General features: G+C 64.2%; 10 protein-coding genes. 6 read left to right on the top strand and 4 right to left on the bottom strand.

Annotated elements, in window-relative coordinates; all coding sequences use genetic code 11:
• Positions 1-22: 22 nt before the first annotated feature.
• The 3 genes from ACSQ3E_RS29870 to ACSQ3E_RS29860 form a co-directional block, all read right to left on the bottom strand.
• The gene (locus tag ACSQ3E_RS29870; RefSeq protein ID WP_436125423.1) at positions 23-2,014 is read right to left on the bottom strand and encodes an ABC transporter permease; all 1,992 of its coding nucleotides are present in this window, start codon (positions 2,012-2,014) and stop codon (positions 23-25) included.
• Positions 2,011-3,039: a quaternary amine ABC transporter ATP-binding protein gene (locus tag ACSQ3E_RS29865; RefSeq protein WP_436125422.1), complete on the bottom strand. Its 1,029-nt coding sequence runs from the start codon at positions 3,037-3,039 to the stop codon at positions 2,011-2,013. The genes ACSQ3E_RS29870 and ACSQ3E_RS29865 overlap by 4 nt, the downstream gene beginning before the upstream one ends.
• A 104-nt stretch (positions 3,040-3,143) precedes the next feature.
• Positions 3,144-4,070: an ABC transporter substrate-binding protein gene (locus ACSQ3E_RS29860; RefSeq protein ID WP_436125421.1), complete on the bottom strand. Its 927-nt coding sequence runs from the start codon at positions 4,068-4,070 to the stop codon at positions 3,144-3,146.
• Between ACSQ3E_RS29860 and ACSQ3E_RS29855 the strand changes: the two genes are divergently transcribed.
• The 5 genes from ACSQ3E_RS29855 to torR all read left to right on the top strand — a co-directional run bounded on the left by ACSQ3E_RS29855 (position 4,057) and on the right by torR (position 8,758).
• Positions 4,057-4,230, top strand: coding sequence for a hypothetical protein (locus tag ACSQ3E_RS29855; protein WP_436125420.1), 174 nt, complete (start codon positions 4,057-4,059; stop codon positions 4,228-4,230). The two genes, ACSQ3E_RS29860 and ACSQ3E_RS29855, sit on opposite strands and share 14 nt — an antisense overlap.
• A gap of 225 nt (positions 4,231-4,455) precedes the next feature.
• Positions 4,456-5,148 (top strand): response regulator transcription factor, encoded by a 693-nt coding sequence (locus ACSQ3E_RS29850; RefSeq protein ID WP_436125419.1) that lies wholly within the window; start codon positions 4,456-4,458, stop codon positions 5,146-5,148.
• Positions 5,145-6,680, top strand: a complete 1,536-nt coding sequence (locus ACSQ3E_RS29845; protein ID WP_436125418.1) for a histidine kinase dimerization/phospho-acceptor domain-containing protein — start codon at positions 5,145-5,147, stop codon at positions 6,678-6,680. The genes ACSQ3E_RS29850 and ACSQ3E_RS29845 overlap by 4 nt, the downstream gene beginning before the upstream one ends.
• A gap of 145 nt (positions 6,681-6,825) precedes the next feature.
• Positions 6,826-7,893: a hypothetical protein gene (locus ACSQ3E_RS29840; protein WP_436125417.1), complete on the top strand. Its 1,068-nt coding sequence runs from the start codon at positions 6,826-6,828 to the stop codon at positions 7,891-7,893.
• Positions 7,894-8,023: 130 nt separating this feature from the next.
• Positions 8,024-8,758 carry a two-component system response regulator TorR gene (gene torR, locus ACSQ3E_RS29835; protein WP_436125416.1) on the top strand — a complete coding sequence of 245 codons (735 nt, stop codon included), beginning with the start codon at positions 8,024-8,026 and terminating at the stop codon, positions 8,756-8,758.
• A gap of 8 nt (positions 8,759-8,766) precedes the next feature.
• On the opposite strand, the gene torS is transcribed toward torR, so the two are convergent.
• Positions 8,767-11,691, bottom strand: a complete 2,925-nt coding sequence (gene torS / locus ACSQ3E_RS29830; RefSeq protein ID WP_436125415.1) for a TMAO reductase system sensor histidine kinase/response regulator TorS — start codon at positions 11,689-11,691, stop codon at positions 8,767-8,769.
• A gap of 111 nt (positions 11,692-11,802) precedes the next feature.
• Here torS and torT point away from each other — a divergent pair, with 111 nt between their 5' ends.
• Positions 11,803-12,879 carry a TMAO reductase system periplasmic protein TorT gene (torT, locus tag ACSQ3E_RS29825; RefSeq protein ID WP_436125414.1) on the top strand — a complete coding sequence of 359 codons (1,077 nt, stop codon included), beginning with the start codon at positions 11,803-11,805 and terminating at the stop codon, positions 12,877-12,879.
• Positions 12,880-13,112: the final 233 nt, after the last annotated feature.

Raw genomic sequence — 13,112 nt, 5'->3', positions numbered from 1 at the left:
GCGACTGGCCGAAGGCCGATGGTCAGGCTGCCAGACCCAGCCTTTGTTTGCGCTTCGTCGCCCAGGCGGTGATCAGTTGGTCGGCGGTCAGGCCCATGAAGGCGACGCAGAGGCCCAGCACGAGGCCCTTGCCGGCGTCGTTGAAGGTCAGCGCGCGAAAAATCTCCTGGCCGATGTCCTTGGTGCCGATGAAGGCGGCGATGATGACCATGAACAAGGCGAACATGATCGTCTGGTTGATGCCGAGCATGATCTCGGGGAAGGCCAGCGGCATGCGGATGTTCCACAGCAGCTGCCTTTGCGTGCAGCCCGAGGTGATGCCGGCCTCGACGATCTCCTGCGGCACGTTGCGCAGGCCGAAGATGGTGTAGCGCACGATCGGGATCATCGCATAGATGATGATCGCCGAGATCGCCGCGACATCGCCGACCTTGAAGAGCATGATTACAGGGATCAGGTAGATGAAGGACGGGAAGGTCTGGAAGGTGTCGCACATCAGCTTGGCGATGCCGGTGCGGCGTTCGCTGCGCGACGCCCAGATTCCGATCGGCAGACCAATCAGGATGCAGAGCAGGACTGCGACAGTCACCATATAGGCGGTGATCAGCGAGCGCTCCCAGTAGCCGGCGAAGGCGATGAACAGCACGAAGCCGGATACGGTGAGCGCGAGGCGCAGGCCGCCGAGCGACCACCCCGCCGCCGCGACGAGGGCGACCATCGCCGTCCACGGGATCGACTGGAACAGGTCGCGGATGGGGATCAGCACGTAGAGCAGCATGGCGTTGCGGAGATACTGCAGCGGGTCGTAGAGCGTGACCGTGACCCAGTCGACGAGCGCGTCCCAGAAGGGTGCCGTGCTGAGCGCAAGCTCCGAAGGCCAGGCTTGGGCGTAGGGCGTGATCGCTGCGAGTAGCAGCGAAGCGGCAATGACGGCCAGGGATGCGGCGAGGAACGGAAAGCGCTGCAGCAGGCTGGCGTCGGGCGCGACATGCGAAGGCTCCTTGTGGGCTGCGGCGCGGCTCAGCTGGTCGAGCGTGATCGCCATTAGGACAATGGCGACGCCGCTTTCCAGTGCCTGGCCAATCTTCAGTGCCTGGAGGCGGAACAACAGGTCATGGCCGAGGCCGCGGGCTCCGACGAAGGAGGCGATGACCACCATCGCCAGGCACTGCATGATGACCTGGTTGACGCCGACGAGCAGCGGCTGGCGCGCCGACGGGATCTCGACCATCCACAAGGTCTGGAAGCGGGTGCAGCCGGCCATTTTGCCGGCCTCGCGCACCTCTTCGGCAACGCCCTTGAGGCCGAGGATGGTCAGGCGGGCCATCGGCGGGATGGCGAAGATGACGGTTGCGATCGTGCCGGCCTTGTGGCCGACGCCGATGAACACGGCGATCGGGATCAGGTAGGAAAAATGCGGCAGCGACTGCAGCACGTTGAGCAGCGGCACGATGAGCGCTTCGAACCATTGCTTCTTGACTGCGAGAATGCCGATGCCGAAACCGATGAGACCGGCGATGGGGGCGGCGACGAGGACCACCGACAGGGTGATCATCGACAGTTCCCATTTGCCGAAGATCGCCATGTAGGCGACGCAGCCAGCGGCGAGTGCGCCAAGGCGCCAGTCCTTGAGATACCAGCCGAGCACGCCTGACAGGCCAGCGGTCATCACCCAGGGCATGGCGGGCACCCCGATCTTGGGGAGGCCCGAGACCAGCAGACCCTCGACGAAGGCAAGTGGCCAGGTGATCAGCTCGGCGATAGCGCGTGTCAGGTCGCGGAATGAGAACAGCCCGAAGATGGCGTCGTCGCGCAGGTGATCGAAGACGGTGTTTGCCCAGTCGACGAAGGGAATCGTCCAGCCCTTGGGCACATGCACCGCCCAGTCGGGTAAAAGCGAGGCTGCAAGCAAAAGGACGAGGAAAGGCAGAACGACGAGCAGCGGTTTGGTCATTGCGGCCAGCGGCTTTTGCGGTTCCATCGCCTCCTGGCGGGTCAGTATCGCGGCACTCATGCGCACTGCTCCTTGCCGTAGAGCGCGTCGATCAGACCGTCGCGGGTCAGCGTGCCGACGAGCGCGCCGCTATCGTCGATGACGTCGACAGGACGTTCCGACGTCAGCACCTGGCGTGCGACGCTGGCCAGCAAAGCCTGTGCCTGTACCGCCGCGGCGTTGGGCGTGCGGGAGGATGCGGGCGCCATGACGGCGCGCACCGACAGCAGGCGATCATGCGAGACGTTGCGGGTGAACTCGGCGACATAAGGGGTGGCCGGGCAAGTCACCAGCTCCTCGGCGGTGCCGAGCTGCTCGACGACGCCGTCCTTCATGATGGCGATGCGGTCGGCGACGCGGATCGCCTCGTCGAAATCGTGGGTGATGAAGACGATCGTCTTGTTGAGCACCTTCTGCAGGCGCAGGAACTCGTCCTGCATCTCGCGGCGGATGAGCGGGTCGAGCGCCGAGAAGGGCTCGTCGAGAAACCAGACGTCGGGGCCGACGGCGAGCGAGCGGGCGATGCCGACGCGCTGCTGCTGGCCGCCGGAGAGCTCACGCGGATAATAGCCCTCGCGGCCCTTGAGGCCGACGAGTTCGATGACCTCGCGGGCGCGTCTTTCCCGTTTCTGCCGGTCGGTGCCGCGGACCTGGAGCGGGAAGGCGACGTTGTCGAGTACGGTGCGGTGGGGCAGCAGGGCGAAGTGCTGGAACACCATGCCCATCTTGTGGCGCCTGAGCTCGATCAGCTCGCGCTCGGAAGCGGCGAGGATGTCGCGGCCCTCGAACATGACCTCGCCCGAGGTCGGCTCGATCAGGCGCGCGAGGCAGCGCAGCAGGGTCGACTTGCCCGAACCGGAGAGGCCCATGACGACGAGAATCTCGCCCGGCATCACGTCGAAGGAGACGTTACGGACAGCGGGGACGTAGCCTTCGGCCCTGATGGTTTCGATGGAAGGGTTGTTCTGGTTGCGGCGCAGGAAGCCGGCGGGATCGGAGCCGTAGAGCTTCCAAAGGTTGCGGCATGCGATTTTTGCTTCGGACATGTCTGCCTCTCGCCAAAGGGGGGCCGATGGGTACGCGCGGCGAGGTGGCGCACGCATTTAAGCGGGCGTCACGACGCCATGACGGGACGGATGGATGCGGAAGATTAGCTGGCCGAACCCAGCCAGGCCTTCCAGCGTGCCTCGTTGTCGGCCAGCCATTTGTCGGCGGCCGCCTCGGGCTCCATGTTGTCGATGTCGGCGAGCTTCGCCTGCACGGCGATGTCCATGTTGGAGAAATTGATCTTCTGCAGGATGGCATAGGCCTTGGGCCACTTGGTCGGGAATTCCTTCCAGGCGGCGATCTTCAGATAGCCGTCCTTCGGGTTTCCGCAGTCGTAGCTGAGCTCCTTGTTGGATCCCCAGGCCGGATCGTCCTTGCACTTGGGATCGAAGGCCGGGAACTCGACGAACTTGCCGTCATAAAGGGCTTCGACAAAGTTGGGCGTCCAGTTGAACAGGACGATCGGCTCCTTGCGCTTGAACGCGGACTCGAGCTCGGCCCACAGTGCTGCCGACGAACCGGCATTGACGACCTCGAAGTTCATGCCGAGCGCCTCGACACGTTCGGCGTCATGCTTGAGCCAGTCGACCGGGCCGCCGAGGAACCGGCCCTTGGGCGCGGTTTCGGCCGTGGCGAACTTGTCGGCGCAGGCGTTCAGCGCTTCCCAAGCGGGCAGGCCGGGGCAGACTTCCTCGACATAGGTCGGGTACCACCACTCTTCGCGCGTCTTGGCGTCGTGGGTGGCGGCATCGACGACGCAGCCTTCCTTGACCACCTTCTGGAAGGCAACGCCGAAGGCGCCTTCCCAGACCTCATGCACGAGGCTGACGTCGCCTTCGCACAGCGCGGTGTAGACGACCTGGCTGTCGGCGGAGACGTATTCGACCTTGGCGCCGCCCTTCTCGAGCAGCTTGCCGACGATGTGGGCGCCGACGATCTGGCTCGACCAGTTGTGGGTCGGGATCTTGATGGCGTCAGTGGAATCCTGGGCGAACGCCGTGCCGGCCGCAAAAGCCATGATCGTGGCCATGCTTGCGGATTTGGTAAAATTGGTCATTGAACCTCCCGTTCCGTATGTTGCGATTGTTCCCATGGAAGGCGGGATGCTGGCCTCTGTGGGCCTGTTGGATTTCCGCGCCATCCCCGCAAACATAGCGGTGAGAAGTGAACCGGTGTCGGCCGGGGTGTAAAAGTCGTGAGCCGACTTGTGAAATGATGTTAATGGCAAGCCGGGCCGCGCGACGGAACGCGCGGGCTATTTTCAGGCCGAGGGCTCCAAGGCCAGCGGGGAGGCGCCATCATCTTCGCGCTTTTGTATTCGAGGTTGCCGGACAGTCCTTGGCTTGCAACCGCCTGCTTCGATAGAAGAAGCTGGTGTCGGCCGTCCGGTGGCATGTCTCCTTGGTGATCGCGCTATGAACCCCAGCATTCTCGTTGTCGATGACGACCCGGATATCCGCAACGTGCTCGGCATTGCGCTGGAAAGGGCGGGAATGCATGTCCAGCAGGCGGCCAACGGGCGACTGGCTCTGGAGCATTTGCAGCGGCACCATGCCGACCTGGTGGTGCTTGACATTGGAATGCCTGTCATGGGCGGCATCGAATGCTGCAAGGCCATCCGTGCCAGATCGCATGTTCCGATCGTCTTCCTGACCGCGCATGACGACGAGGTTGACCGGATCGTGGGGTTCGAGCTTGGGGCGGACGATTATGTCAGCAAGCCGTTCTCGCCGCGCGAACTGCTGTTGCGGATCAAGGCCATACTGGCACGCGGCAAGCAGGCGGAGGGCATCACGAGGCATGGTGACCTCAGCCTCGACAGCGAACGCCACGTCTGCTCGCTTGCCGGCAAGGATCTGCCGCTGACGGCAACGGAATTTTCGGTGCTGGAGATCCTGTCGGCCCGGCCCGGGATCGTCGTCGGCCGAGGGGCGATGATCGACAAGGCCTATGGCGGGAACAACACCTTGTCAGGACGTACGGTGGACAGCCATGTGCGCAACATCCGCGCCAAGGCCGCGGCACTTGGTTATTCCGACGTGATCGAAACAGTGAGAGGAGTGGGCCTGCGGCTTGGCAATTGCGTCGCGGGACCCGGCACCGCGTGAGCCAGATAACCCGGAAATGGCGGCCGTCCATGCCGCTGGTGGTGTCGATCGTCTGCGCAAGCCTGCTTGCGGTGCCTGTCCTGACCACGCTGGCGTTGCAGATCGGAACAAACCGGCTCGTCAACGAGACGGAGGCTTCGCTGATCAAGCAAGCGGCGATCTATGCCGGCGCCTATGCCGTAGCTTTCGAGGCTGTGCCGCCCGAAGCAGAGGGGCCGATACCTGGATACTATCTGCCGCCACCCAAGCGCATTTTCTGGAGTGCCGCCTCACGAACCTTTCGACCGCTCCTGAACCTTCGCCAGGATGTTGTCGAGCCCGTTCGCCCCGATCCCATACCGACCACCGAGAGGCTCGATCCGCGCCATGTCAGGATTGCACCGGGGCTGGGCGCCTTGGCCGACAATGCCAGCCGGACGACGCTTTCGACTGTCGTTTTCCTGGATCATCAGGGGATTGACCTGCTCGCTGGCGAGGCGGCGAGTTTTGCCGCGGTGCCGGAAGTCCAGCAAGCCCTGCAAGGCGATGTCGGGGCCGCGCTGCGCTGGCGGAGTGACGCGGGTAGTCGGATTCGCCTGGCTGCGCTTGGCGGCGGGACAGGTTTCAGGGTGATGGTTGCCTATCCCGTCATCAGCCACAACAGAGTTATCGGTGCGGTCTATTTGTCGAGGACCGCTCCCGGGCTGTCGGAGTATTTCGCCGGAGAGCGCATCGCCGCCATCGTCCTTGTCGCCGTGACACTGTTGAGCGCCGCTGTCGTGGGAACGCTGCTGGTGCGGACGATGCTCCGGCCGATCCGCGCCTTGCGCGACCAGTCGAGAATGGTCGCCAATGGTGGCCATTCCGAGCTTGCCCCGCTCAGCCATTACGGTATGCGGGAGATCGCCGAACTTGGCGAGGCCGTCATCATCATGGCCGGCACGCTGTCGCGGCGCAGCAAGGAAATCAGCATCTACACCAACCACGTCACCCACGAGCTCAAATCGCCGGTGACCTCCATCATGGGTGCTGCAGAACTGCTCGAGGATGGCGACCTGTCCGGCGCTGCACAGCAGAGCCTCATAGGTAGCATCAAGACCCAAGGGCAGCGGATGGATCTGCTGCTCCAGCAACTCCGCGACATGACAAGGTCACGCGAGGGTATGCGCGGCGAAGCTGGCCCGGCGCGGGCGATGCTGCCCGAGATTGCCGGCCTCGACATCAGCCTGGCTCCCCTGGATGCCATCCTGCCGCTGTCGGTTGCGCATGGACAAACCATACTGGCGCACATGGCGCAGAATGCACGCCACCATGGGGCGACCAGGTTCGAGCTCGATTGGGATGGAGGCACCCTTAGGCTTTCAGACAATGGCGAGGGATTTGCCGACATCGATCTTGGCCGGTTGGCCGAACCGTTCTTCACCACGCGCCGGGAAGATGGCGGAACGGGCCTTGGCCTGGCCATCGTGGTGGCCATCCTGGACCTCTATGGCGCGCGATTGACGCCAGTTGCCGCTCCGGGCGGTGCCATTTTCGAGATCGCGTTCGGCTAGCTCCAATCGGAGAGTTTGCGCTCGGGCGGGCCTGCACAGAATCTGCACGCGAGTTGCACCACTTCGAGGTCGAAAGCGCGCTGTCCGAAAACTAGACAATTGAGGGCAACGGGCTGCTGGCCCCGATCCACTCAAGGGTAGACCTATGAAGCTGAACCGTCTTCTTGGCGCTGTCGTAACGCTTGGTGCTGCGATTGCCGCCACATCCTCCATGGCGTGGGACAATCCCGCCAATCGATACGAGAACGCCTACAAGCAATATACGGGCGCCACATGTCCGCTGGCGGCGGACAAGATCGAACATTTCGTCTATTTCAGCCGGGATCGCGATGCGATCCGCGACCATGCCTTCTTGACCAGCGGCCGCTTCGTCGGCGCGCAGATCATGTATTCGTGGCGCCAGCTTGAGCCGACTGAAGGGCACTACGATTTCTCGCTGATCCAGTCCGACGTCGACTATCTCGCCAAACACGGCAAGCGGCTCTTCATTCAGTTGCAGGAAGCGTCCTTCTCTCCCGAATACAAGCCGGTGCCCGACTATCTGTTGAAGGGTGACTACGACGGCGGCGTCACCGCGCAACATACCGACGACGGAGCCGTCGAAGGCTGGGTTGCCAAGCGCTGGAACGCCAAGGTCCAGCTGCGTTTCGCGGCACTGCTTGCAGCACTCGGCAAGGAGTTCGACGGTGTGATCGAAGGCATCAACCTCCAGGAAACGGCAATCGGCGTTTCGCCGGAAACGGATTCGTCCTTTACCCCGGACAAGTATGTGGTGGCGCTCAAGACCAACATGCAAGCCATGAAAGCCGCCTTCCCGACCTCGACCACCATGCTCTACGCGAACTTCATGCCCGGCGAATGGCTGCCCTGGGAGGATAAGGGATATCTGCGCGGCATCTATGAGTTTGGCGACAAGATCGGCGTCGGCATGGGGGCTCCCGATCTCATGTACATGAAAAAGGGCCAGCTCAACCATGCCCTGGCCATGATGCATGAAGGCAAGTTCAGCGTGCCGCTCGGCATTGCGGTGCAGGACGGCAACTACATCGGCGAGACGGGCTCGACGAATGTCGTGGCGAAGCGGGCGAACCTGGTGCCAAGCCTTCATGCCTTTGCGCAGGATTTCCTGAAGGTCCGCTACATGTTCTGGGTCAACCAGGAGCCGTATTTCGAGGAGGACGTCCTGCCATGCTTCTCGGCCAAGAAAGGCTGAAGTGACAGATCCCAGGCCAGACGCAGGGGCCGGCGACGCCACGACAAGTGCGGCGCCGGCTCCTTCCGTCGTTGCCCGCGCGGCCCGACTTGTGAAATGATGTCAACAGAAGTCGGGAGGATAGAATGGCATGCGGGCTCAGCATCACATCGTGATCGTCGAGGATGACGCGGTCACGCGGGCGAAGCTCGCGGGCTATTTCCTGGCCGAAGGCTACAAGGTCAGCGAGGCCGGCGACGGCGAACAGATGCGTGCCATCATGTCCAGGCACCCGGCCGATCTCTTGATGATCGACATCAACCTGCCCGGCGAAGACGGGCTCAAGCTGACACGCGAGCAGCGCGAGCGGTCCGACGTCGGCATCATCCTGGTCACCGGACGAACCGACACCGTCGACCGCATCGTCGGGCTGGAGATCGGCGCCGACGACTATGTCACCAAGCCGGTCGAGCACCGTGAGTTGCTCGCCCGGGTCAAGGGTCTGCTGCGCCGCGTCGGCAAGGGCCGGATACCGCAGCCGGCTTCGGCCACGCGCCATTTCTACGGCTGGACGCTTGAGGTTGCTCGACGCACGCTGCAGGCCGCCGACGGCACCTTCGTCGAGCTGACAGGGGCCGAGTTCAAGCTTTTGTCGGTGCTGACCGCCAATCCCGGCCAGGTGCTGTCGCGGGAGCGGCTGCTGCACGAGATTTCGCGGCGCGAATGGGATGCCAGCGACCGCACCGTCGACGTGCTGGTCAGGCGACTCAGGCAGAAGCTGAACGACAATCCGCGCACGCCGCGCATCATCGTCACCGCCCATGGCGAGGGCTATTTCTTTGCGCCCGATGCTGTCCAACCGGTGCGAGTCGCTGCGACTCCGTAAGCCTTGACCTAGGCAGGCTGGACGGGGACGGCGCTGCCTTCGAGCATCTGTTCCCACTGCCGCGAGCCGTCGGCGAAGGCCGTTTCGCAGGCGCCGACGATCTGCCTGAGCTCAGCCGTCGGGCCTTGCGCTGCTGCCGACTCGAGCGTTTCCGCCGCCTGCAGGAGCCGTGGGAAGCCGAGCGAGCCGGCGGTGCTGCGGGTGGCATGGGCGAGGTCGCGCAACGCTTCGCGGTCATCCGCTTTGAGCGCATCGCGCATCGCCTGGAAGCGCTTGGGAAGGCTGTCATGGGCGATGCGATGCAGCCGCCGCACCGTCTCGGAGCCCAATATGTCGACATCGGCCTTGAAGGCGGCGACGTCGAGAGCGGCCACGCCTTGAGCTTGCGACGACGCGGCCGGGCTGCCGAGCGAGGCGACGGCGTCGAGCAATTGCTCGTGGACGATCGGCTTGGCAACGAAAGCATCGACGCCGGCATCGAGATAACGTGCGACGTCGGTCTTGAACACATGCGCGGACATCGCAACGACCGGCAAGTCGGGAGCCGAGAGCTTGTCGCGGATACGCTTCATCGTCTCGATGCCGTCGATGCCGGGCAGGCTGACGTCCATGACGACAAGGTCGGGCTTGAATTCGCCGACCGCCTCAAGCGCGAGATAGCCGGAACTGACCGCTTTGACCCGGTGACCGGCATTGGCCAGCACGGTCGTCGAGACCAGACGCGTGGCGTCATCATCCTCGACCACCAGGATGTTGCAGGCCGTAGGCTTGGTCTTGCGGCCGCGCTGGCGCTTTTCGGTCGAGAGTTCTGCGACTTTCGCTTTGCGCAGCGGCATGTCGAGGGTGAAGGTGCTGCCCTTTCCGGCCTCTGAGGCGACGCGCAGTTCGGCACCGATCAGGCCGGCGAATTCGCGGCTGATGGCAAGGCCGAGACCGGTGCCACCGAAGCGGCGGGTGATCGAGGCGTCCATCTGGGTGAAGGGCTGGAAGACGTCCTGCTGCCGCTCGGGCGCGATGCCGATGCCGGTGTCGGCGACCGAGAGGCGCAAAGCCTGTATGTCCTTGCGGTTGCTCGTCACCTTGAGCTCGACCATCACGTGGCCGTGCTCGGTGAACTTGATGGCGTTGCTGACGAGGTTGAACAGGATCTGTCGGATCTTGCCGGCGTCGCCGCTGAAGGCGGGCGCAATCTTGCTGTCGAGGGCAAGCCTGAGGTCGGGCCCCTTTTCGGCGGCCATCGGGCGCATGAAGGCGACAACGCCGCTGACCAGCTTGCCGAGGTCGAAATCGACCTTGTCGATGGCGACATTGCCCGACTCGACCTTGGAGTAGTCGAGGATGGCGTTGAGGATGCCGAGCAGGGCTTCGCCGGAACTGGCCGCGACCGACAGGTGCTCGCGCTGCTTTGGCCCCAGCTTGGTGTCGGAGAGCAGGCGCATCATGCCCAGCATGCCGGTCATCGGCGTACGGATTTCGTGGCTCATCGTCGCCAGGAATGCTGACTTGGCACTGCTCGCTTGCTCGGCGCGGGCTCGCGCCTCGTCGTGGTCGATCGCCTCTTGGCGCAGGCGCGTGTTGACCAGCCTGATCTGCTCGGTTTGCTCCTCGACCAGTTGTTGCAATTCTTCGCGGTGGCGCCGGAGCTCGTCGGTGATGCGGGCGCGTTCCTGCTCCAGCTCGAGCCGGCGGCGCGACTCGTCACGGAACTGGTTGACCGCCACCGCCATGGTGCGCAGCTCGTCGTCGCCACTGTCGGTGACGGTGACGTCGAGATCGCCCGCCGTCAGGCGCTGCATGGCGCGCGACAGGCCGCTCAGGCGACGGACGAGATTGCGCTCGACATAGAACCAGACGATGGCGCCCGAGGCGAGGATGGCGCCGAGCAGGGTCACGACAAGCACGATGACGCCGATGCGCACCGCATTGTCGGCGCGCTCGGCGGTGGTGCGGGCGAACTCGTCGGAGCGGTCGAGGATGTTGCGGGCGATCTGGTTCTGCGTCACGGCAAGGTCGCGGTTGGCCTCCGCCATGGCGTTCAGGCTGCCCGCGAGGTCGACGACGCGCTGGCGGCGGCCGAAGATCGAACTGGACACGGGCACGTCGCCGGCCGCGGCCTCGATGGCGCCGAAGAACTCCATGCCCTGCTTGCGCCGGACAGGGTCGTCGATGCTGAGGATGCGGCGCCTGATGACCTTGGCGTGGTCGTGGAAGATGCCGCTGATTTCGTTGATTTCGGCCCGTGTCTCGGCGCGGCCGAGGCGGTTGATCAGCAGACTGATCTGGGCGCTGCGGTGGCGCAGCTCGTACATGCGCTCCATGAGGTAGATATCGTGCTCGATCAGCCGGTCGAGCGCGATGTAGGCGTCCTCCCGGCGTCCGGGATCGCCGATCAGGCCGTAGAGGCTTGCCGTCACCGCAGAAGCGCCGGCCGAGGCATTGGAGATCAAGGTTTCCGAAAGCAGTAGCACCGACTGCGCCGCCGAGGTCGCGGCCTCGGCGCTGTCGCGATAAGCCTTGTCCTCGTCGAGACGTTGGCGCACCAGCTCGTTGTTCTGCTTGAGGTTGGCCAGCATCTTCTCGACCGAGCCGGCGAAGACCTCGACGAGCTCGGGGTCGATCGACAGGCGCCGGACCTCGGCCAGCGACTTGACGATCTCCTGCGACAGCGTTGCGAGCTTGGCCTGTTCGGCGAGCAGGCCGTCGCGCGAGGTGACAGCGGCCAGCGCGGGCGCTGTGGCGATCAGCTTGGCGCTTAGCTCGGCGGTACGCTGGGTCGCGGCCACGGCAGGCAGGGCCTGGGCGTTCACCACGGCCTGTGCATCGGCAATGTTGCGCAGGATCAGCCAGCTGACGATGCCGGATGTCAGGGACAACGCCGTGATGCACAGGAAGGCGAGAAACAGCCTCCCGCCGATGCCGAACTTATGAAGCATGGCTCATATAACCATGGTTTGCGCGGCAAGCGGAAGCTGCAGCTTTTGAGTGGGCATGATCCTTTCCGAAAATCGATTTCGATTTTCGGGGTCATGCACTAGCGTAAGACGATGCGTGCCCCCGCCCCAAGCCACTGCCTGAACCTGATCGCTACGGCATTTCTCGCCTGTGGCATTGTCCAGTCCGCCGATGCCGCCGAAACGACATGGAAGCTGAACGCCTGGGAGCCGCCATTCGACTATTCCAGGCCGCCGGCGACGATCGATTACCAGCCCGTCGCCAGGGCGGCGAAGCCGTGGCGCATCTGCGCGTCTTATCCGCATCTCAAGGATTCCTACTGGGTCAGCGTCAACTACGGCATGGTCGAGCAGGCGCGTTCGGCGGGGGTCAAGCTGACCGTCGTCGAGGCCGGCGGCTATCCCAATCTCGACCGCCAGATCGAGCAGATCCGCACCTGCAGCGCCACCGCCGACGCGCTCATCGTCGGCACCGTGTCCTATGAGGGCCTGACGCCGACGATCAAGGACATCGCCAGGCGCATCCCCGTCATCGCCGCGGTCAACGACATCGACGACGCCGGCATCTCGGCCAAGACCGGCGTCTCCTGGGAGGAGATGGGGCAGTCGATCGGTGCCTATCTCGCCCGCATGCATCCGGCCGGCACCATGCCGGTCAGCGTCGCCTGGTTTCCCGGGCCGAAAGGTGCCGGCTGGGTGAAGTTCGTCGAAGCCGGCTTCCAGCGGGCGCTGAAGCAGAGTTCGGCCGAGATATCGTCTGTCAAATGGGGCGACACCGGTGTCGAGATCCAGCTGCTCTTGATCGAGGAAATGCTGGAGGCCCAGCCCGACATCGACTACATCGTCGGCAGCGCGCCGACGGCGGATGCGGCGGTCAGCATCCTCAGGGCGCAGGGCCGCGCCAACCACGTCCAGGTGCTGGCAGACTATTTCACCCACGGCACGTTCCGCGAGATCAATCGGGGCAAGGTGGTGGCGGCGCCGACTGACTCACCGCCGCTGCAGGGCCGCATCGCCATCGACCAAGCAATCCGGGCGATCGAGGGCACGCTGCGTTACCGCCATGTCGGGCCGCCTGTCGAGGTGATCGACAGGAACAACATCCAGGCGCTCGACCTCGAGCGCAGCCTGGCGCCAGCCTGGTTCAAGCCGACCTTCGACGTGCAGTAGCCGATAACAATTTTTCACATTTGGCGCGCTGATTTTAACCTGCCGCGGCGGACCGGTTCACAGCCGGCTGCTAGTCTGGCCGGTGGCTGCGGCGTGCTGCGAGGAGGGTGGTGATGGTTGCGACTGGTGTGATCTATCCTGATGTGGTCGCCGCCCCTCCGCGTCCGAGCCTGATCGTGCAGCCTGGCCTGCTTGTGCCCGGGATGGAGCGCTATCACGTCCAGGGTGGCGGT

It is taken from the genome of Aminobacter sp. LjRoot7 (genome assembly GCF_964252895.1).
Classification (GTDB): Bacteria; Pseudomonadota; Alphaproteobacteria; order Rhizobiales; family Rhizobiaceae; genus Aminobacter; species Aminobacter aminovorans_B.
Note: the sequence above shows the minus strand (reverse complement) of the source record. Positions and strands in the feature narration are given on the sequence as shown.

Excerpts from the sequence above, each read along its gene's own strand:
- ACSQ3E_RS29870 (WP_436125423.1), bottom strand. The coding sequence starts at position 2,014 with ATGAGTGCCGCGATACTGACCCGCCAGGAGGCGATGGAACCGCAAAAG.
- ACSQ3E_RS29865 (WP_436125422.1), bottom strand. The coding sequence starts at position 3,039 with ATGTCCGAAGCAAAAATCGCATGCCGCAACCTTTGGAAGCTCTACGGC.
- ACSQ3E_RS29855 (WP_436125420.1), top strand. The coding sequence starts at position 4,057 with ATGATCGTGGCCATGCTTGCGGATTTGGTAAAATTGGTCATTGAACCT.
- ACSQ3E_RS29860 (WP_436125421.1), bottom strand. The coding sequence starts at position 4,070 with ATGGCCACGATCATGGCTTTTGCGGCCGGCACGGCGTTCGCCCAGGAT.
- ACSQ3E_RS29850 (WP_436125419.1), top strand. The coding sequence starts at position 4,456 with ATGAACCCCAGCATTCTCGTTGTCGATGACGACCCGGATATCCGCAAC.
- ACSQ3E_RS29840 (WP_436125417.1), top strand. The coding sequence starts at position 6,826 with ATGAAGCTGAACCGTCTTCTTGGCGCTGTCGTAACGCTTGGTGCTGCG.
- torR (WP_436125416.1), top strand. The coding sequence starts at position 8,024 with ATGCGGGCTCAGCATCACATCGTGATCGTCGAGGATGACGCGGTCACG.
- torS (WP_436125415.1), bottom strand. The coding sequence starts at position 11,691 with ATGCTTCATAAGTTCGGCATCGGCGGGAGGCTGTTTCTCGCCTTCCTG.
- torT (WP_436125414.1), top strand. The coding sequence starts at position 11,803 with ATGCGTGCCCCCGCCCCAAGCCACTGCCTGAACCTGATCGCTACGGCA.